At 66.4% G+C, this 19,266-nt stretch carries 20 protein-coding genes; 10 read left to right on the top strand and 10 right to left on the bottom strand.

The genetic code is table 11. The features are described 5' to 3' along the window. Positions 1-23: 23 nt before the first annotated feature. Both BLR21_RS32195 and BLR21_RS32190 read right to left on the bottom strand, forming a co-directional pair. Positions 24-977, bottom strand: a complete 954-nt coding sequence (locus BLR21_RS32195) for a M56 family metallopeptidase (protein ID WP_176929899.1) — start codon at positions 975-977, stop codon at positions 24-26. 8 nt (positions 978-985) lie between these two features. Then, on the bottom strand, positions 986-1,339 hold the full coding sequence (locus BLR21_RS32190) for a BlaI/MecI/CopY family transcriptional regulator (RefSeq protein WP_090011960.1): 354 nt from the start codon (positions 1,337-1,339) through the stop codon (positions 986-988). 93 nt (positions 1,340-1,432) lie between these two features. Between BLR21_RS32190 and BLR21_RS32185 the strand changes: the two genes are divergently transcribed. From BLR21_RS32185 to BLR21_RS32160, 6 genes are all read left to right on the top strand, one after another. After that, positions 1,433-2,230, top strand: coding sequence for a DUF3105 domain-containing protein (locus tag BLR21_RS32185; RefSeq protein WP_090011959.1), 798 nt, complete (start codon positions 1,433-1,435; stop codon positions 2,228-2,230). Then, complete coding sequence (locus tag BLR21_RS32180; protein WP_090011958.1) at positions 2,230-2,886, top strand: DUF305 domain-containing protein; 657 nt, start codon at positions 2,230-2,232, stop codon at positions 2,884-2,886. The genes BLR21_RS32185 and BLR21_RS32180 overlap by 1 nt, the downstream gene beginning before the upstream one ends. 5 nt (positions 2,887-2,891) lie before the next feature. Then, entirely contained in the window at positions 2,892-3,206 is a 315-nt protein-coding gene (locus BLR21_RS32175; RefSeq protein WP_090011957.1) for a hypothetical protein, read from the top strand. Beyond that, the gene (locus BLR21_RS32170; RefSeq protein WP_090011955.1) at positions 3,203-3,433 is read left to right on the top strand and encodes a hypothetical protein; all 231 of its coding nucleotides are present in this window, start codon (positions 3,203-3,205) and stop codon (positions 3,431-3,433) included. The genes BLR21_RS32175 and BLR21_RS32170 overlap by 4 nt, the downstream gene beginning before the upstream one ends. Before the next feature lie 111 nt (positions 3,434-3,544). Beyond that, positions 3,545-4,069: a copper resistance CopC family protein gene (locus tag BLR21_RS32165; protein WP_090012038.1), complete on the top strand. Its 525-nt coding sequence runs from the start codon at positions 3,545-3,547 to the stop codon at positions 4,067-4,069. Further along, positions 4,066-5,097 carry a copper resistance D family protein gene (locus BLR21_RS32160; protein WP_090011953.1) on the top strand — a complete coding sequence of 344 codons (1,032 nt, stop codon included), beginning with the start codon at positions 4,066-4,068 and terminating at the stop codon, positions 5,095-5,097. The genes BLR21_RS32165 and BLR21_RS32160 overlap by 4 nt, the downstream gene beginning before the upstream one ends. Before the next feature lie 114 nt (positions 5,098-5,211). On the opposite strand, the gene BLR21_RS32155 is transcribed toward BLR21_RS32160, so the two are convergent. Together BLR21_RS32155 and BLR21_RS32150 are read right to left on the bottom strand one after the other, a co-directional pair. Further along, positions 5,212-6,129, bottom strand: coding sequence for a cation diffusion facilitator family transporter (locus tag BLR21_RS32155; protein ID WP_090011951.1), 918 nt, complete (start codon positions 6,127-6,129; stop codon positions 5,212-5,214). Positions 6,130-6,147: 18 nt separating this feature from the next. Beyond that, positions 6,148-6,780 carry a methyltransferase family protein gene (locus BLR21_RS32150; protein WP_090011950.1) on the bottom strand — a complete coding sequence of 211 codons (633 nt, stop codon included), beginning with the start codon at positions 6,778-6,780 and terminating at the stop codon, positions 6,148-6,150. A gap of 115 nt (positions 6,781-6,895) precedes the next feature. On the opposite strand from BLR21_RS32150, the gene BLR21_RS32145 reads away from it, so the two are divergent. Beyond that, on the top strand, positions 6,896-8,527 hold the full coding sequence (locus BLR21_RS32145) for a peptide chain release factor 3 (protein ID WP_090011948.1): 1,632 nt from the start codon (positions 6,896-6,898) through the stop codon (positions 8,525-8,527). Positions 8,528-8,597: 70 nt separating this feature from the next. Here BLR21_RS32145 and BLR21_RS32140 read toward each other — a convergent pair whose 3' ends face one another. The 4 genes from BLR21_RS32140 to BLR21_RS32125 all read right to left on the bottom strand — a co-directional run bounded on the left by BLR21_RS32140 (position 8,598) and on the right by BLR21_RS32125 (position 11,981). Continuing rightward, positions 8,598-8,960 carry a BlaI/MecI/CopY family transcriptional regulator gene (locus tag BLR21_RS32140; protein ID WP_090011946.1) on the bottom strand — a complete coding sequence of 121 codons (363 nt, stop codon included), beginning with the start codon at positions 8,958-8,960 and terminating at the stop codon, positions 8,598-8,600. Positions 8,961-9,088: 128 nt separating this feature from the next. Further along, positions 9,089-10,345: an MFS transporter gene (locus tag BLR21_RS32135; RefSeq protein ID WP_090012036.1), complete on the bottom strand. Its 1,257-nt coding sequence runs from the start codon at positions 10,343-10,345 to the stop codon at positions 9,089-9,091. Then, the gene (locus BLR21_RS32130) at positions 10,342-11,412 is read right to left on the bottom strand and encodes a PLP-dependent cysteine synthase family protein (RefSeq protein WP_218131032.1); all 1,071 of its coding nucleotides are present in this window, start codon (positions 11,410-11,412) and stop codon (positions 10,342-10,344) included. The genes BLR21_RS32135 and BLR21_RS32130 overlap by 4 nt, the downstream gene beginning before the upstream one ends. A gap of 173 nt (positions 11,413-11,585) precedes the next feature. Next, entirely contained in the window at positions 11,586-11,981 is a 396-nt protein-coding gene (locus BLR21_RS32125; RefSeq protein WP_090011941.1) for a hypothetical protein, read from the bottom strand. A 353-nt stretch (positions 11,982-12,334) separates the two neighbouring features. Between BLR21_RS32125 and BLR21_RS32120 the strand changes: the two genes are divergently transcribed. After that, positions 12,335-13,282 carry an NlpC/P60 family protein gene (locus BLR21_RS32120; protein WP_256335080.1) on the top strand — a complete coding sequence of 316 codons (948 nt, stop codon included), beginning with the start codon at positions 12,335-12,337 and terminating at the stop codon, positions 13,280-13,282. 60 nt (positions 13,283-13,342) lie between these two features. Then, positions 13,343-14,023, top strand: a complete 681-nt coding sequence (locus BLR21_RS32115) for a M23 family metallopeptidase (protein WP_176929898.1) — start codon at positions 13,343-13,345, stop codon at positions 14,021-14,023. A gap of 55 nt (positions 14,024-14,078) precedes the next feature. On the opposite strand, the gene BLR21_RS32110 is transcribed toward BLR21_RS32115, so the two are convergent. Then, positions 14,079-15,401, bottom strand: coding sequence for an aminotransferase class V-fold PLP-dependent enzyme (locus BLR21_RS32110; protein ID WP_090011935.1), 1,323 nt, complete (start codon positions 15,399-15,401; stop codon positions 14,079-14,081). A gap of 926 nt (positions 15,402-16,327) precedes the next feature. Beyond that, complete coding sequence (locus BLR21_RS32100) at positions 16,328-17,314, bottom strand: DUF4142 domain-containing protein (RefSeq protein ID WP_090011933.1); 987 nt, start codon at positions 17,312-17,314, stop codon at positions 16,328-16,330. Positions 17,315-17,502: 188 nt separating this feature from the next. Here BLR21_RS32100 and ctaD point away from each other — a divergent pair, with 188 nt between their 5' ends. Then, entirely contained in the window at positions 17,503-19,260 is a 1,758-nt protein-coding gene (ctaD, locus tag BLR21_RS32095) for an aa3-type cytochrome oxidase subunit I (RefSeq protein WP_090012035.1), read from the top strand. Positions 19,261-19,266: the final 6 nt, after the last annotated feature.

Here is a 19,266-nt window from a genome sequence, read left to right as displayed (position 1 = left end):
ATCGAGGCTGTGTTGCCGAACTGTTATGACATGCCGGGGATGAAGGGGCACACGGCGAGTGCTGCCGTCACGAACAGCGCTGTCCCGAGCGCGAACGGGAGTGTGACAGCGCAGAGACCGCTCAGCGCGACATGGAATTGCTTGACGTCACGGCCACTTGCGGTGCCGGCCTCGTCGAGGTGTGCCAACCGCAGATCGACGCACGTGTGCGCCATCGCAAGGGCGGCCGGCGGCGTGTCGTGCGGGGTGGTCATGCTCAGCAACGCGGTGCGGACGGCACGGGTGCCGTGCATCCGGGCGGCGCTCGAGTCCGCCGCCAGTTCGGCGACCGCGCCGACGAACTCGGGGGAGCAGCGCGCGAGCGGAAGCCATGGCAGCGTGGCCGCGAGGGCGCGAGCGACAGCCACCAGGAGGTGGTGGTGGCCACGGACGTGTGCGCGCTCGTGTTCGAGGACTGCTTGAACGCTGTCGTAGGGCAGTCGCTCGACGAGACCATCGGTTGCGATGATCAGCGCCTCGGGGCCGCCGATGCTGTACGCCATGGGCTGTTCGTGAGGAAGCCAAAGCGTCGGGATCGGCCCGTCGTCGTGCTTGGCGAGCCAGTCCAGGGCGCCTCGGTGCCGAACGTACAGCTGCCCTTGATGCCGCCGGTAACGCAAAAGCCTCACCGCCAACCTTGCCGCTCCGAACACGACCAGGGCGAGCCAGAGCAACCCGGCCAGATGTTCCGCGCCGGGAACACCGCCGTGCCGGATGGCGGTGAGGCAGCTGTGCAGCATCATGATGACCTGCGGCGCGGGGCCGTGTCCTGGCAGCAGGGCGATGATCAGTGCGATGCTGCTCGCCAGAACAATGCCTGTGACCAGCGTCAACCAGGTCACAAGACTCACCTGGGGATGCACCCGTGCGCTCAGCAGCGCGCTCAGCAGCGCGGGTGCTACCCAGCCCGCCAGCAATGCGCCGACCAGCAACGCCAAGGCGATCGTCATCGGCTGCGTCGCCTCCGGAGCGCCCGCCTGAGCAGGGAAATCTCCCCCTCGGAGGCGGACTCGGTGAAGCGCAGCAACACGCCTTCGGGGTTCTCCGTGGAGTTCAGCAGGTCGCGCAACGCGGCGGCCGCCGACTCCTCGCGCGTGGTCGATGGCAGGTACTGATACGCGCGGTTCACCATGTCGCGCTGGACCCAGCCTTTGCGGTGCAGGTTGTCCAGCACCGTCATCACTGTGGTGTAGGCGAGCTCGCGATTGAGCCTGCTCAGCACCTCACGCACCGTCAGCGCCTGATCAGCGCGCCACAGCACGTCCATCACGGCCGACTCCAGCTCTCCCAGCCCCTGCATGACCGAGAGGATACGGCGTCGCACAGAGTCCTCTCAGGTCCGCTCTCGCGATCTTTACTATTCTCGCTAGTAGCCGATTGCCGAGGAGCGGAAATGACCAGTGGCCGGAAGTCCAAGAAGGCCCGCGGAACGAAGTCCATCGTCGTGGATTACAAGCCCAGGCCGTGGGGCACGATCATCGCCGTCGTCGCGGTGCTGGGCCTCGCGGGTGGGGTGTTCGGCTACGCCTACTCCCAGATTTCGGCCAACAACCAACGTGAAGCCGCTCTCGCGCAGTGGAAGCCGTCTGACACCAACAAGGATCCGTCAGACAAGATCGCAGGCGTCACCAAGAAGGAATATCCGGCCGGTAAGCACGTCGAGCCTGTGAAGCGGGTGGCCTACGAAGCCAGCCCGCCCTACGGCGGCGCGCACGACGGTACGTGGGCCGACTGCACCGGTGTGGTCTATGACAAGGCTGTGCGCACCGAAAACATGGTGCACTCGATGGAGCACGGCGCGCTGTGGATCGCCTACAACCCCGACCAGGTCAACGGTCCCGCGCTGGACAAGCTGAAGCCGAAGGCGGAAGGTCAGCAGTTCACGATGCTGTCGCCGTACCCCGGCCTGGACAAGCCGATCGCGCTGCAGTCGTGGGGTCACCAGCTGAAGCTGGACAGCGCTGACGACGAGCGCATCGACCAGTTCATCTCCTCGCTGCGCCGCAACCCGAACACCTACCCCGAGCCCGGCGCCACCTGCGAGGCCAGCCCGGCCCAGTTCGACGTGACCAACCCGCCGCCGTTCGTGGCCGAGAAGCCAGGCCCGGACGCGGTGCCGGTCGACGGCGGTCAGGAGGACCCGAAGGAGCAGAACACGGCGCCGTCCTCCACCCCTGCGGGAGGGAACTGATGACGGAGGAGAAGGCGTCGGAGGACGTCAACTGGTCCCGGCGGGTGATCGCGCTGGCAGTCGGCATCGCGTTGCTGCTCGTCGGCGCGGCCGCTGGCCTCACCCTCGCTCGCCCCGACGAGTCCGCCGGGCCCACCGCGGTCGACATCGGGTTCTCGCAGGACATGTCGGTGCATCACCTGCAGGCCGTGCAGATGGCGAATCTCGCGGCTGGCCGTAGTGACGACGCTGATGTGCGGCAGCTCGCGTTCGACATCGCGTCGAGCCAGCTGGAACAGGTCGGGCGGATGAAGGGCTGGCTCGGCATGTGGGGTGAGCCCGAGCAGGCATCTGCGGGCAAGCTCATGACCTGGATGAGCGGTGAGCATCACTCAATGTCCGGCATGGACAACGGCCGCATGCCCGGCATGGCGACCTCCGAGGAGCTCGCACGCCTGCGCAAACTGAACGGCAAGGAGTTCGACGTGCTGTTCCTGCAGCTGATGACGCGGCATCACGAAGGCGGCATCTCCATGTCGAAGTACGCGGCCGACAAGGCCACGGTTCCGATCGTGCGCAGTCTCGCCGGTGCCATCGCGTCCAGTCAGGAAGCCGAAGTGCAGACGCTCAAGGCGATGCTGACGGCTCGCAACGCACAGCCGCTCGGCTCAGGGTGATACCTGTGCAGGTGTTGGCAACCCATGAGCAGGGCGGCGTTTCCGCCCTGCTGATTCTCGGTCTCATCCTGCTCGTGATCATCGCGGCGCTGGTGGCGATCGGCATCGCCCAACGCAACGACCCGGACCGCGCTGCCCGGATGCAGTTCCGTGACGCCCTCTACAGCTCTCCGCGCCGACGGAGTACCACGGCGGTGACACCTGCTCAGAACGGACAACCCGAAACCGTGGTCACTGAAGGTGGAAACGGAACATCCTTCGCTGCGGACGAGCCGGAAGCGACGGCACGCGACCAGGACGAGGGCGAGGCCAAGCCGTGAACGTCATTGGCGCCAAGCTGGCCTTGTACCTCCCTGTGCTCGCGGCGTGGATCGCATTTGTCGGCGCGGTTCTGAACCGTGCAGCCATGGTGGTCGTCGTGCCGCTGGGCGCCGCGTCCGCGCTTGGGGTCACCGCCCTCATCACGGGTACCTCGTGGCTGATCGTGGCCGTGGTGGCACTGTGGCTTTGGGGAGTGGCCTGGATGGTGCGCGGAGCACGTGCGTGAGACCTTCGCCGAACCCGCTCATCACTCTCGGAGGCTGTGGCCTACGGTCTGCGTGATGCTGGCTGTGAAGAGTGCGGTGTCGTCGACCCTGCGCGGAACAAGGACCACGTCGTGAAGCGTCTTGTTGTGACTCTCGTGCTCGCGGTAGCGGCCGTTTTCGCCGGCTCTTCATCCGCGCTCGCGCACAACGTGCTCGTCCGCAGCGACCCCGCGGACGGCGCCGCCATGGCCTCCGGCCCGTCGAAGGTCATGCTCACCTTCGACCAGCCGATGCAGCAGGGGTTCAACACCGTCACGGTCAGAGGACCAGATGGAACCCGCTGGGATTCAGGTGAGCCATCGGTGAGCGGGAACGAGGTGACCGCCGGCGTCCTGCCGCTCGGGCCGGCAGGTGACTACGTCGTCGGTTACCGCGTGCTCTCCGCGGACGGCCATCCCGTCGCCGGCAAGATCACGATGAGGCTGACCCAGACGGGCACCGGCACGCCGGCCAGCCCGTCCGCACCTCAGCTGACGGACACGGCGTCCACCGGCGGTGTCGGTGACGCGCCGGTCTGGCCGTGGATCGCCGGCGCCGTGGTGCTCCTCGCCTCTGGTGTTGTGCTGGCGTTGCGCACCGGCAAGAAACCGAGATGAGCTCCAACCGCACCGCCCAGCTGCCCCGCGCTGCCATCGCAGCGGGTCTGGTGGGAGCGGTGGCTCTCGGTGTGGCGGGTGCCCTGGTGCTGACCGCTGTCGCCCCTGTGCCCGGCCTGCCCGAGCCAGGCGCGGTAGTGCGTTTCGGCTTGCCCGTCGTGCGGGCCGTGTTGTTCGTCGCCGCCGTCGTGACGGTCGGTCTGAGCGTGTTGCCCAAGTTGCTGGGTTTCGACCGACCGGCGCTGACCGAGCCGGTACTGGGCACCGTCCGCCGTGCCGCGGTCGTCTCCTCCGCGGTCTGGGTGCTGGCCGCGCTCGCGATGGTGCTGCTGCTGGTCGCGGAACTGCGTCCAGGCCAGCAGATCGGGATCGGCCACGTGCTGGAGTTCATGCGCAAGGTCGGCGCGGGCCAGGCTCTTGCGATGAGTGCCGTGTCAGCGTTGGTGTACTTCAACATCGCGCTTCTCGCGGTGCGCTCGGGTGAGAGCGTGCCCGCCGAGTTGCGGATGCTCGTGGCACTCTTCGCCCTCCTTCCGCTGCCGGTGGGCGGCCACGCCGCGAACTTCGGCCTGCGCTGGGGTGGGCACGGGTTGCTGATGGCCTCGATGGAGCTGCACGTGATCGCGGCGTCGCTGTGGACCGGAGGGCTGGCGGTGCTGGTGTACTTCGTGAGTACGCGACGAGACCTTCTCGCCGCGGCATTGCCGAGGTTCTCCAAGCTCGCCACCGTGTGTTTGCTCCTCGTCCTCGTGACAGGCGTCATCAACGCTCTCGTGCAGCTCGCGACGACGCCGCTCGTCGAGCTTCCCGGCGGGCTCTTCACCACCGGGTACGGACAGCTCGTGCTGCTGAAGTCGGTGTGTCTGGTCCTGCTCGCCGCGCTGGGCGGAAGGATCCGCTTCCGGCTGCTGCCGCTGATCGCGGCAGGACGGCCGGCTCCGCTGGTGGCGTGGGCCGCGGCCGAGGTTGTCGTGATGGGCGTCGCGTTCGGTCTCGCGGTGGTGCTGTCCCGTACCCCGGTCATCTGATCTTCGAACAGAGAACCGTGAAGGCTGTCCACAACGGACAGTGCCGAGTGGGCAGTCGGCGTGTGGTGCTTCACGCGGTTCCGGTTCTACCAGACTGCGTTGTTCTGACTCCACTCACGGATGCGCGGCGTGTTCGTGTGCGGAGTGACTTGCAGGTTCGAGCTGGAACGTGGAGTGCTCGACGTCGAAATGGCCGGTGAGGCAGGTCTGGAGCTGGTCGAGGACCTGGGGCGCGTGTCCGTCGTGGAAGCACTCGTCCTCGACCACGATGTGCGCTGAGAGCACCGGCATGCCGGAGGTCACCGTCCAGGCGTGCAGGTCGTGCACGTCGCGGACGTGCGGCACTCCCAGGATGTGCTGCCGGACCTTGTCGAGGTCGACGTTCTTGGGTGCGGCTTCGAGCAGGACGTCCACTGATGCGCGGAGCAGGCTGAACGCTCGCGGCAGGATCAGCAGTCCGATCAGGATTGCGACGATCGCGTCGGCGCGGGTGAAGCCGGTAAACATCGCGATGAGTGCGGCGGCGATGACTCCGACGGACGCGAGGGTGTCGGTGGCGACCTCGAGGAACGCGCCGCGCATGTTCAGGCTGTCGTTCTGCGCCTTGAACAACAGCAGCATCGAGGCGACGTTGCCGACGAGGCCGATGACGCCGAAAATCAGCATCGAGCCTGTTTGCAGGTTGGGCGGTTCGCTGAGCCGCGTCACCGACTCGTAGAGGATGTAGGCGCCGAGCCCGAGCAGCACGGCGGCGTTGACGGCGGCGGCCAGGATCTCGGCCCTGGCCAGGCCGAACGTGCGCTTCGCCGTGGGCGGGCGCGCGGCGAGAGTGATGGCGACCAGTGCCAGCGCGACTCCGGCCGAGTCGGTGAGCATGTGGCCGGCGTCCGCGAGGAGCGCGATGCTGCCCGACAGCAACGCGCCGATGACCTGCACGACCATGATGCTCGCGGTGATCGCGAGCACACCGATCAAACGGCCGCGGTGCTTACCCGCCGCGGTGAGGGTGCCGTGTCCGTGTCCAGTTCCCACTGGGATGCCCTTTCGCTGTCAGAGAACGTCGGTGGTCAGGCGGCCGATGGCCGGAAGGAAACGACCGACCCGCGCGGTGTAAGCGCGGTAGGTCTCGCCATGCGTCCGCAACAGGTAGGGCTCCTCCACGACCCGCACCTGCAGCTCAACGGCGGTGATCAGCGCCACCAGACCGATGATGGCGAGGAGGTTGGGTGCCAGCAGCGTCAGCCCTGTCGCACCACTGATCATCGCTGTGAACACCGGGTTTCGCACCAGGGCGAACGTTCCCGTGGTGACGAGTGCTGTCCGTTCCCCCTCATCGACACCGATGCGCCACGAAGCGCCCATGCCGAGCTGTGCAACCACCGTCGCGGCGAATCCGGTGGCGACCAGCACGGTGCCGATGAGCTGAAGGGCCGTGTGGTCGAGTACCGGAACCGGCGTGACCAACGCGGACCACTGCGCGGCGGGGGCGAGCAGACCCAGGACGAGAGCGATGCCGAACAGCACTCCGGCCCACCACTCCACGGTCCCAGGGCGTCCGCTCACGCCGTGGAAGCCGGTAGAACCCGTCCGTCGATACTGCAGAACCGTCCGGACGCCGAAGGCCCACACGATGTACGTGACGTACAGGCCAAGGGCAATGGCGCCCGCGGTCGTTGACGACATCCGCAGTCCCTTTCATGCATACATAGCGATCTATGCATGAATGCTAGGCGGCCTGGTCAACTCGTGCAACAGTGCGGCCACATGGACCTGTCGAGATGGGGGTCGCCTTGTTCGAATGGCGGATCGGCTGACCGGATGGAAGGAGATCATGGGCGCGCGTGAGACCGATGTGCCGTACGAGGCAGCACGGCGGCGCACCTTCGCGGTGATCAGCCATCCGGACGCCGGCAAGTCGACTTTGACCGAGGCGATCGCCCTGCACGCCAAGGCGATCAGCCAGGCGGGCGCCGTGCACGGCAAGGCTGGGCGGCGTGCTGTCGTGTCCGACTGGATGCGGATGGAACAGGCACGCGGAATCTCGATCACCTCCGCGGTGCTCCGGTTCTCCCATCGCGACACCTTGATCAACCTCGTGGACACGCCCGGACACGCGGACTTCTCGGAGGACACGTATCGAGTCGTGTCCGCAGTGGACAGCGTGGTGATGTTGCTCGACGCGGCGAAAGGGCTGGAGGCCCAGACGCTGAAGCTCTTCGACGTGTGCCGGTCTCAGGGCGTTCCGGTCATCACGTTCGTCAACAAATGGGATCGGCCTGGTCGTGATGCGCTGGACCTGTGCGACGAGCTCGCCACCCACACCGGGTTGCAGCCGATGCCGCTCACCTGGCCGATAGGGCCGGCGGGGGAGTTCCACGGGCTGCTGGACTGTCGTGACGGAACTATGGTGCGCTATCAACGCACCGTGGGCGGCGCCACCGCGGCGCAGGAAGAGCGTCTTGATCCTGCCGTGGCAGCGGCCCAGGAGGGCCCAGCGTGGTCTCGCGCGTGTGAAGAAGCGGACCTGCTCGACGCCTCCGGCGGCGGGTTCGACCACGAGCGGTTTCTCGCAGCTGAGGCCTCGCCAGTGTTGTTCGGTGCCGCGATGCTCAACTACGGCGTCCGCCATCTGTTGGACTTCCTGGTCGACTTCGCCCCGGCTCCGCGCCCCAGAGTGGATGTGTCGGGGCGGCCAAGGCGGCTCGACGCGCCGTTCTCGGCCTTCGTGTTCAAGGTGCAGACGGGCATGAACCCGGCCCATCGGGATCAGATCGCGTTCGCCAGGGTGTGCTCCGGCGCGTTCGAGCGGGGCATGGTCGTGACGAACGTCGCGACCGGCAAGCCGTTCGCGACGAAGTACGTGCAGCAGGCATTCGGTCAGCAACGGACCACACTGGACGTTGCCTATCCAGGCGACGTCATCGGGCTGGTGAACGCCTCCGCGCTGCGAGTGGGGGACACGCTGTTCGCAGGCGTTCCGGAGGTGCGGTTCCCGCGCCTGCCGAGGTTCGCTCCGGCGTACTTCGCCGTCGCCCGGCCCGCGGATGTCGCCCGTGCCAAGCAGTTCCACCGCGCCATCGCGCAGTTGCACGCTGAAGGAGTCGTGCAGGTGATGAGGTCTCAGCGCCGAGGTCAGGGAAGTGCCCCGGTTCTCGCCGCTGTCGGACCGATGCAGTTCGAAGTGGCCCTGCACCGGATGGAGTGGGAGTTCGCCGCGCTTATGACGCTGGAACACCTGCCGTACACGGTCGTGCGACGGCTGGCTGATCCGAGTCAGCGTCCGCTCGTGGACACCGGCTGGCGCAGCGAGGTGCTGATGCGGGACGACGGAACGGAGCTCGCGGTGTTCGCGGGCCAGGTCGAACTGGCTGTGCTGCAACGCCTGCATCCACATCTGAAGCTCGACCACCTCGTCGGCGGCGTCGACTGACCTGCCCCGTCGAACGGGCCGCCGAGCGGGTCACGCCGACCGGCAGGTCATGGGCCGGTGCCGGTCGCGGTTACGGCTTGGCTCTTCTCGTGGACAGTGCTTTGCGGAGCAGGTCGAACTCGCGGTCAGTGGCCGACTGCGCGAACTGAAGCAGTACCGCCTCCGGATCTCCAGAGGATGCGATCACCTGGCGCAGGGCTCTCGCCGCAGCTTCGGCACGGGTCACCGCGGGCTCGTACCAGAACGCCTTGCCGCGGAGTTCCCGGTTCACCCATGCCTTGCGGTGCAGGTTGTCCAGCACGGTCAACACCGTCGTGTACGCCCGTGGGCGCTCTCCGCCGAGTCGATCGAGGACGTCGCGAACCTTGAGTGACTGCTGCTCGCGCCACAGCACGTCCATGACCGCCGCTTCCAGGTCACCGAGTCCGTGCATGGTTCCTCCCGGCCGGAAATGGCCGCACGCCGCTGCCTACTAGACGTCATAGTAGCCGCTGATCGGCATCTGCCGCATCGGGCGAGCTGCGGCGTGTCGATGCCCGCCCAGCTCGCCGATGCCACGTCCTAGCTGAGCAGCTTCTCTGCGTGCGTGGCCGGGGAAGGCCGGTTGAGCACGTGCAGGCGCCAGGCGCAGAACATGCCCACAGCGACCAGTCCGAGCCATGGCAGCACGAGAACACCAGCCGCACGGCTCAGGTCGAGGATGGTGCCGGTGAACAGGTTTCCGGCCATGATGCCGATCCCGACGATGGTGTTGTACAGGCCGTAGTGCGTCGCGACGAGCCGGTCGCCGGACAACGTCACGATGGTGTCCATCTCGAAGGGAAACACCACGATCGTCCCCAGCGCGAGCAACGATGCCGCCAGAACCAGGGAGATGTAGCCCGGCATTCCCGCCCCGCTCGGTGAGGCCGCGGTGAGCACGGGCGGGAGGAACGCAGCACCCAGCAGTAGCAAGCCGGCTACAAGTGATCGGTCGCGTCCCCACTTCTCCCGGAACCACGCGGTGATGCGCAGCTGACCCGCGATGGCGAGCACACCTGACACCGCGAACAGTCCTGCGACCAGTGCGGTGCCCTCGATGCCGGAACCCGCGAGACGGCGGGCCTCCAGTGGCAGGGCGAGATAGACCTGGAACGAGAGCACGTACGAGCCGGTCATGACCAGTGAGAACAGGACGAACCGGCGGTTCGCCAGCACTCCCCGCCAGTCCTGCAGCACGGTCGCCGGGACGGCGTCGCGGTTCGGTGTTCGCGCGGGCAGCGACTTGATCTGCAGCACGGTCAGCGCGGCGAACACGACAGCCGCGACCAGACACGTCAACTTGAACGTGACCCCGGTCAGCACGAGCCCGATGATCGGCCCCACCAGGATGCCGGTCTGGTAGAAGACGTTGAAGAGGGCGAACGCCTCCACCCGCCGTGGCCCTGCGTCGTTCGCGACATACGCCCGCACCGCGGGGTTGAACAACGCGCCGGCGAAGCCGGTGGCCGCCGAGGCGATCACCAGAGCAGGCAGGCTGTCCACGAACCCGAGCACCGCGAACCCCACCGTGCGCAGGGCGCACCCCGCCACGATCAGTGGTTTGTAGCCGAGCCGGTCCGCGAGCGTTCCTCCGACCAGGAACATGCCCTGCTGGGAGAAGTTCCGCACACCCAGCACCAGACCCACGGCCCAGCCTGCGAGAGCGAGCTCGCCCGACAGGTGCATCGCGAGATACGGCATGAGCATGTAGAAGCCCACGTTGATGGTGAACTGGTTGAGCAACAGCAGCTGCACTGGCCGATCGAACGACCTGAACTGCCGGATCGTACCGGTCACGGTCGGCGCTCCGCCGGGTCGGCGACACTGCGGCAGCGGGTCCACTCGGTGACCTCCCGGTCACTCGTGGAGCTGATCTCCGCAGGGTCGGGCTGCGGAGAACCCACGGCCAGCTCGTTCGCCGCGCAGTACGTGTCGTTGTAGATGGTGTCGAAGTAACGCTGTGGCCCGTCGGGGAAGACAGCCGCGATGCGGACGTCCGGGTCATGTGTGCGTGCGAGCCAGCTGGAGACCAGCGCCACCGCGCCGACACTCCAACCGCCGCTGGCGTGGTGGCGTGCGGCGAGCCTGCGGCACGCCCACACGGACTCGGCGGCGTTGACCCAATGCACCTCGTCGAACGCGGCGTAGTCCACGTTGCTCGGGTAGATGCTCGATCCCAGTCCTCGCATCAGGCGCGGTCGCGCGGGCTGGCCGAAGATCGTCGAGCCGACGGTGTCCACGCCGACCAGCCGCAGATGGGGGAAGTATTCGCGCAGTACCCGAGATACCCCAGCGGAATGCCCGCCCGTGCCGACCGAGCACACGAGCACGTCGACGCGTCCGAGTTGTGCCACGAGTTCGAGTGCCAGTGACTCATAACCGGCCACGTTGTCAGGGTTGTTGTACTGGTCCGGGCAGTACGAGCCGGGAGTGTCCGCGAGCAGCTGCTCGACCCGATCGCGCCGTGCCTGCTGCCAGCCACCCGATGGGTGTGCAGAGGGCACGAGGTCGACCTGCGCGCCGTGCGCCTGCAGCATCTGCTGCACGATGGGCTCCATGCCGGGGTCGGTCACCAGCGTCACCGGGTGGCCGTAGACGATGCCGGCGAGCGCAAGACCGAGGCCGAGCGTGCCACTCGTCGACTCCACGACGACGCCGCCCGGAGCGAGCTCGCCGCGCTCACGCGCCTTGGCGATCATGTGCAGTGCCGGGCGATCTTTCATCCCGCCGGGGTTGAAGCCTTCGAGCTTGGCCCAGAAGCCGCGGGAGGACAGGCCGGACAGGTCGTCGATCCACTGGACCGGCGTGTTTCCCACCACCGCCGCCGGAGTGCGGCAGAGCGGTGCGGCAGACGAGGTGAGCATGTGCGCGGGAGGAATGACCGGCGTTTCGGGCCGGCCACGGGTGGTGAGCATCGTGTCCTCAGCGTCGTGTGTACGGCAGTGCCGTGATGGTCCGGAGATTGTCTTCGCGGCAGCGCGAACAGACGAGGTGCGCAGGGATGCGCGGTCTCGTCTCCGCTGCTGCAATGCGTTGATCAGTTCCGGGCGACGCTGAGGGTGATCAACAGGTGGCGGCCGGATCTGGGCACGCGACCTGCGTCCGGCGAGGCGGTGGGCTGACCGTTGACGGCTGCAGCGACGCAGCAGCCGACCGGGACATCGTCAACTGAAGGCCCTGGATCGCACGGCGTGCCGGTCGGGCGCCGCAGTGCCCGGTCGAGGGCAGCCTCGTGAACGGGCTCGTGGTGGTGATCGCAGTGATCGCCCGAAGGAGAGCCGGCCACATGGACATGGCTGACGACGGGAGACCCGTGCGCGTTCGCTGTGCACAGCACACCGAGAAGCGACGCGAACAGCGCCAGCGCGACGGCGAGCACTGTCACGCGGGCGACACGCACTGTCGTCAACTCGATCCGCACGGTCACGACCATAGCGTGATCTTGTTACGAGAAGTAATCGCTCGATCGTGTCCATTGTGGACAAATGATCATCATCTTTGTGATGTATGCCCTGCAAAGCGCATGTTCGTCGCGAGGACTCTTTGGATGAAGTTTGTCAAAGGTGAAGACATGGCCGTTGCGGAGTGTGATGGCGGCCTGGAGTGTTCCGGGCCACATGCTCCTTGCTCTACTAATGGAACTAGTAGACATCGCCGTGATGTTGCCGTAATTTGCGCCAGGGCATCGGGGGAGGCCCTGTTCCCGACTACGGAGGTAAGCGCGACGTGACGTCGCATCGACTGAAGCGCAGTACTCGAGGTGCACTGGCGTCTGCGGCTGTTCTGGTGGCGATCGGGAGCAGTCCCGGTCCTGCGGGTGCTCAGCCGGCAGCCGACCCGGTCAAGCAGTACGAGGAGCTGAGCGGGCAGGCGGAGAAGCTCAACGACGACGTGCTGAAGGCTCAGGAGAACGTCGAAGCCAAGAAGGCTGAGCTGGACAAGGCCGGTGCGGAGCTGAACCAGGCCAGGCAGGCCGAGGAGCAGCTGCGCGGTCGGGTCGATGTGCTCACCGAGTCCACTTTCCAGGGCGCACGATTCAACGGGCTCTCGGCGATGCTCGTCAGTGACTCCCAGCAGGACTTCCTCAACCGCATGTCCGCGCTGGAGATGCTGGCGGCCGACAACGCGGAGGCGATGGACAAGCTGTCGGCCGCGGTGGCACAGGCTAACGACGTCCAGCAGCGCGCCGAGAAAGCGGCAAGTGAGGCGACGGCGGTCGCTGACGACCTCAAGAAGCGCAAGTCCGACCTGGACGGCCGGATCGTCGAGCTCCGCAAGGCGGTGAACAACCTCAGTTCGGCTCAGAAAGCCGGGCTCGGGTTCGGCCAGGTGAAGGACACCGGCACCTACCTGGGACCTCCCGGTGCGGCCAACACGGCTCTGCAGGCAGCCCTGTCGAAGCGGGGCTCGCAGTACCAGTGGGGCGGCAACGGTCCGAACGCCTTCGACTGCTCCGGTCTGACGAAGTGGGCCTATGCGGCAGCCGGAGTCACGCTGCCTCGCGTGGCGGTGGACCAGTACCGAGTCGGCAGGCCGGTGGCCCAGAACGAACTCCAGCCGGGTGACCTGGTGTTCTACGACGACGGGTCGGGAAACCCGGCCACGATCCACCACGTGGCGATGTACGTGGGCGAAGGCAAGATGGTGGACGCGCCGACCGAGGGGCAACTTGTGGACGTGCGTCCGATCCGAGGCGATGGCCACTACATCGGCGCTCGGCGGATCGTGGGCTGACTCGAGATGGCACGACACATCCGGCCTCGGCCGGATCGTTCAGCGCGGGTCTCTGCTCACATGGTCATCTTCGGGGTGGCGGCCGGTGCGGCCGTCGCGTTCCAGGCGGACATCGGCGGGCCTACGTCGGCGTCATCACCGGCGCCCAACGGCGTCTGGCTGGCCGCCAGCCTGTCTGATGACAACACCGGTATAGGTGGTGACACCGCGGGGCCGAACCTGCTGTCGCTTTCTCAGCCCGGACACGACGACCTGGAGGCGCTCAAGAAGAGCCAGCGCATGGTCGAGCAGCGAGAGACAGCCGAGGCCGTCCGTCGTAAGGCCGAGTACGAGGCGGAGCAGGCGCGAAAGATCAAGGTGTTCGCGCCGACTCAGGGCACCATCACGTCGAACTACGGGCCGCGTTCGGGAGCGACGCACTACGGTCTGGACATCGCCAACCGGATCGGTACACCCATTCGGTCCGTTATGGACGGTGTGGTGGTGGATGCGGGCCCGGCCAGTGGCTTCGGGCTGTGGGTCCGAATCCGGCACACGGACGGAACTATCGCTGTCTACGGCCACATCAACAGCTTTTCCGTGCGTGAGGGTCAGCGGGTGAGTGCCGGCGAGGTCATAGCGGAAGTCGGCAACCGCGGTAACTCCTCGGGACCGCACCTGCACTTCGAACTCTGGGACCAGGCCGGAAGGAAGGCGGACCCCTTGGCGTGGCTGCAGTCGTACGGTGTGTGGACTGGCTGATCCGCAACCGAGGCGGGCGTTGCTGCTCCAGCTCAAGGCGATGGCGAGAGTGCCCTCACCGCCGGAACTTACGCGCGACGTCGATCAGTGCTTCCGCCAGCTCGTCGACCTGGTCAGTGGTCGTGAAGAGCGCGGGGGTGACTCGGATGCAGTCACCAGCGGTCATCCCACCTTTGGGGACGGTGAAGATGCGATGGTTGTCCATCAGGTATCGGGCGATGGCCTCGTTGTCCTGCTTGGTCTTCCGGCCACGCACGCGGAACGCCGTGATCGCCCCGTACGTCAACGGGTCCTCGGGGGTGAGGATGTCGATGCCGTCGAGGTGGCGCGCCTGATGGACCCAGCGGTCACGCAGGTGACGAAGGCGGGCTTGCTTGTTGGCCACGCCGATGGCTTCGTGCAGCTCCAGTGCTGCTGGGAGAGTGAGAAACGGAGCGATGTCCATGGTTCCGGAATGGACCCTGGAGCGGATGCTGTCCAACGGGTGGCTCTCGTCCCGGTAGCAGGGGTCGATGTCGGGCAGGCGACCGGAGCGGATGTAGAGGAAGCCGGACCCCAGCGGCGCATGGATCCACTTGTGCAGGCAGCAGGCCACGAAGTCAGCGCCGAGGTCAGGTAGACGGAAGTCGAGCTGGCCGAAGGAATGGCCTGCGTCGACGATGGTGTCCACCGAGTGCTGCCGGCTCATCGCGACCAGTTCCGCTACGGGAGACACCAGGCCGGTCCGGTTGTTCATGTGGGTGAGCAGGAGCAACTTGACCCGAGGGTGTTCGCGGAGCTGGCGGGCGTAGTGGTCGAGGATCGCCTGCCGCGTGTGGGGTTCGGGCAGTTCGAACCTGATGACGTCAACGCCTCGGCGGTCCTTGAGCCAGTTCATCGCGTAGATGGCGCTGTGGTAGTCGAGGCTGCAGTACATCACGGCATCTCCCGGCCGGAGCCGGTTGTAGCCCGCGATGAGGTTCTGCAGCGCCTCGGTGCCGCATCGGGTGAGCGCGATCTCGTCCGGAGCCACACCGGAGACATCGGCCACTCTGGCCCGCACCCGGTCGTGCTCAGTTTGCTTGTACGAGCCTCGCAGCAGGTAGGAGTTATCCTCGTTGAGCCGACGGCATTGCCGCTCGTATTCCCGCAGAACGGGGGCGGGCATGATGCCGTAGTAGCCGTTCTCCAGGTTCGTGAAGCCGGGATTCACCCGGAACTGCCGGGCCACCTGTCCCCAGAACCGCTCGTCGCGGGCGAGTCGCTGCGGGTCCGAACCGGGTGGTGCGACCAGGATCGGCTCACCCTCGTGTCGTGCGGCGTCGGATTTTCGCGCTGACAGGGCGGTTGCACTGGCTGTCACCAGTCCGGCGACGGCTCGGCGTCGGCTCAGGTTCATCGGACTACCCCATTCTTGGCGCGCGCATCGCGGTCTGGCTGGGTGTTGGAACGGTCCAAAGGTGGTGGCACGTGCGATAGGAGCTGCGGTCTTGTCTGGTTGGTTCGCGTGCAGTCGTCCTGATCGCGAGCCGGGGTCGACAGAAAACACCGCGGCGATGCGTGTCAGTGGTGTAGTGGCCACGCGTACAACACCTGCACGCCGTCCTCAGATCCGCCATGCACAGGCGCAGTTCAAGACCTCTCGTCCCGCAGGACGCCCTGCGTCTGACAGCCGCCGTGATCGCCGTGGCCGCTCGCGGTAGTCGACGCGATCTCATCACCGTCGCGGTCGTGCTCGTCGAGCTGCTCACGTTACGACAGACGGGCTGGCCAGCGTGTGATCGAGAGATGTACCGATCGAGTGGATCCGGCAGCGTGCGGCCTGGTGTATCTCGTCCAGACACGAGGCGGTGGGCCGACATCGTCAATCGTGGTCCGCACGGCGGAGATCGGACACCGCCCGGTCGATTCCAGGCCATGTGCGACCCACCGCAGCGGCTCTGGCGACGATGATGCCGGGGGTGACCTGTCGGGCGTCGCCGGTTGCGAGGGCCGCGTTCGCCGTGCCCGGCGCCGGCCGGTGTGGCGAGGCCTGGCCCTGGCCGCCGCCTACTGCCTCGGTCTGGGACTGCCGTTCGTGTTGCTCGCCGTGTCCGCTCGCTGAGCGGTCAACACGGCGGGCTGACTCAGGCGCCACACGCGTGCGCCGCAGGTCACCGGCGAAGCGCTGCTCCTGGTTGTCGGGGTCCTGCTGGTGACCGGCATGAGGGTGAGGCCATCGCTTGGTTGCGTGGTCCCATCTCCCGCTTCAGTACCCTCTGACCGTTCCTGCCGAGCAACGAAACCACCGAGGACGGCATCGTGCAGCTGGCTGCCCTGCAGACGTCACTGCCGGAACCGTTTGAAACGCTCGTCCGATCGGTGTGTCCTCACGACACTTTCCCTGGCAGGTGACGTGGCACGGACCGATACGGGCTCCGACTCGAGGGTTTCGGCGCGGTGTTGGGGCAAACCGGGCGACTTCTTGCGTTGCCAACGCAAGAAGAGCAGAGCGAGGCCACCGATCACCGCGATAATGACCACGAACAAGATTGCGCCACCGATACCGGAGTCCGCGGTGGGAGTGGCCTGACTGGCGGTGCGCTGCAGCGGCTTCGGCTGATCAACAGGAGCATCAGAGCTGGGCGTGGCGGAGGCCCCCAACACCGTGGGAGACGGCAGCGCCTGGAAGTCGACCAGGCCGGTCTTCTCCAACTGGCTGATGTGGTCGAACACCGTGCTCATCGTCTGGTTCGCCATCGCCCGGACGAGTTCGTTCCTGGTGCCGGCACGAACCTGCGCGGCGAATCCATAAACCTTGCCGTGTGCGGCACGCAGGCGGTTGGCGAAGGTCCGTTCGTACTCCTCGCCCTGCGTGGTCGTCAGTTCCTTCAACCATCCCAGTTGGTCCGAGTTGGGCTGGTTGGGCAACTCCACGCCGAGCGCCTGACCGCCGTTGCGGACCATGTCGTCGAGTGCGCTGTGGCCGTCGATCAGGTGCCTACCTGCTTCTTGGATCTTGGGATTCTGGGACTTCTGGAGAGCCTGCTGCCCTGCGGGTAGTTCCCAGAGTCCTGCCAACCGGACCTTCGCCAGAAAGTCTCGATCGGCTGCGCCGAGCGGCCCCCACTTGGTCTCCACCACATCGTCGCCCTGCCCGCCGCTGCCCAGCGGTGCTGCCGGCAGGCTCGACGGCAGGGCAGGAGGGATGGACGGAGCGTTCGTCCCGTCATGGGCAGCCGCGCTGCCGACCGGTGTGCCGATCGTGAGGAGAAGGCTGACCGCGACCGTCATGAACCAGCGCGGCTTCGAGTCGTTCGTGCGATCGCCCATGCCGAGGTCTACGAAGCTGGTTAGTAGCCGGCTCAGCAGGCGGACCGGTCGTTATCCACTTGTTATCTGAATTCTGATCGGGTGCTCGTCGGCATCTCCGCGGATGCCGACGGCCTTCGTGACGCTGCGGCCGTCTCCCTGGGTACTATCCAAGTTAGTAGAAGATGAGTCACCGGGAGATCATGAAGATGACGGTCACCGCTCAGCCTGTTCCCGTGCCCGTCGCCCGTGCTGCCAGGCCGGTCAAGGGGTCGTTCCTGCTGCGGATGTTCCGCACCACGGACCACAAGCAGATCGGCATTTTGTACCTGGTCACCAGCTTCGCCTTCTTCCTGGCGGGCGGCGTGATGGCCCTGCTCATCCGGACCGAGCTCGCAAAGCCGGGCATGCAGTTCCTGTCCAACGAGCAGTACAACCAGCTGTTCACCATGCACGGCACGATCATGCTGCTGCTGTACGCGACGCCGATCCTGTTCGGGTTCGCGAACTTCATCCTGCCACTGCAGATCGGCTCACCGGACGTCGCGTTCCCGCGCCTGAACGCCTTCTCCTACTGGCTGTACCTGTTCGGCGGCATCATCGTCGTCTCCGGCTTCATCACGCCGGGTGGTGCCGCGGACTTCGGCTGGTTCGCCTACACGCCACTGTCGAGCGCGATTCACTCACCCGGCGTCGGTGCCGACCTGTGGATCACCGGCCTGCTGATCAGCGGCCTCGGCACGATCCTCGGCGCGGTGAACATGATCACCACGGTGGTCTGCCTGAGGGCGCCCGGCATGACGATGTTCCGGATGTCGATCTTCACTTGGAACATCCTGGTGACGAGCGTGCTGATCCTGATCGCGTTCCCGATCCTCACCGCCGCCCTGTTCGGGCTGCTGGCCGACCGGCACCTCGGCGCGCACGTGTTCGACCCGGCCAACGGCGGAGTGATCCTCTGGCAGCACCTCTTCTGGTTCTTCGGCCACCCCGAGGTCTACATCGTCGCGCTGCCGTTCTTCGGCATCGTCAGCGAGATCTTCCCGGTGTTCAGCCGCAAGCCGATCTTCGGCTACAAAGGACTGATCTTCGCGACGCTGGGCATCGCGGCGCTGTCCGTCGCCGTGTGGGCCCACCACATGTACGCGACGGGAGCCGTACTGCTGCCGTTCTTCGCCTTCATGACGTTCCTCATCGCGGTCCCGACGGGGATCAAGTTCTTCAACTGGATCGGCACCATGTGGAAGGGGCAGCTCACCTTCGAATCGCCGATGCTGTTCTCGGTCGGCTTTCTGGTGACCTTCCTGTTCGGCGGGCTGTCCGGTGTGCTGCTGGCGTCGCCGCCCATCGACTTCAACCTGTCGGACACCTATTTCGTGGTGGCGCACTTCCACTACGTGCTGTTCGGCACCATCGTGTTCGCGACGTACGCGGGGATCTACTTCTGGTTCCCGAAGATCACCGGGCGGATGCTCGACGAGAACCTCGGCAAGCTGCACTTCTGGACCACGTTCATCGGCTTCCACGCGACCTTCCTGGTCCAGCACTGGCTCGGGAACCAGGGCATGCCCCGCCGGTACGCCGACTACCTGCCCACTGACGGCTTCACCACGCTCAACACGATCTCCACGGTGGGTGCCTACCTGCTCGGCGTGTCGACGTTGCCGTTCATCTGGAACGTCTTCAGGAGTTACCGCTACGGCGAGGTGGTGAAGGTGGACGACCCGTGGGGGTTCGGGAACTCATTGGAGTGGGCTACATCCTGCCCGCCGCCGCGGCACAACTTCACCGAGCTGCCCCGGATCCGGTCGGAGCGGCCGGCGTTCGAGCTGCACTACCCGCACATGATCGAACGCATCAGGCTGGAGGCCCACGTCGGCGGCACCGCAGGGCATGACGGTCCTGCCGCACCCTCGGAGCTCGCTGCGGAGGTGGTGGATCCTGCCGACGGTCGAAGCGGAGGTTGAGCAAGG

Origin of the sequence: Lentzea albidocapillata subsp. violacea (assembly GCF_900100275.1) — a bacterium.
Classification (GTDB): Bacteria; Actinomycetota; Actinomycetes; order Mycobacteriales; family Pseudonocardiaceae; genus Lentzea; species Lentzea violacea.
The sequence above is the reverse complement of the archived record's forward strand: the minus strand, read 5'-3'. Positions and strand labels throughout refer to the sequence as shown.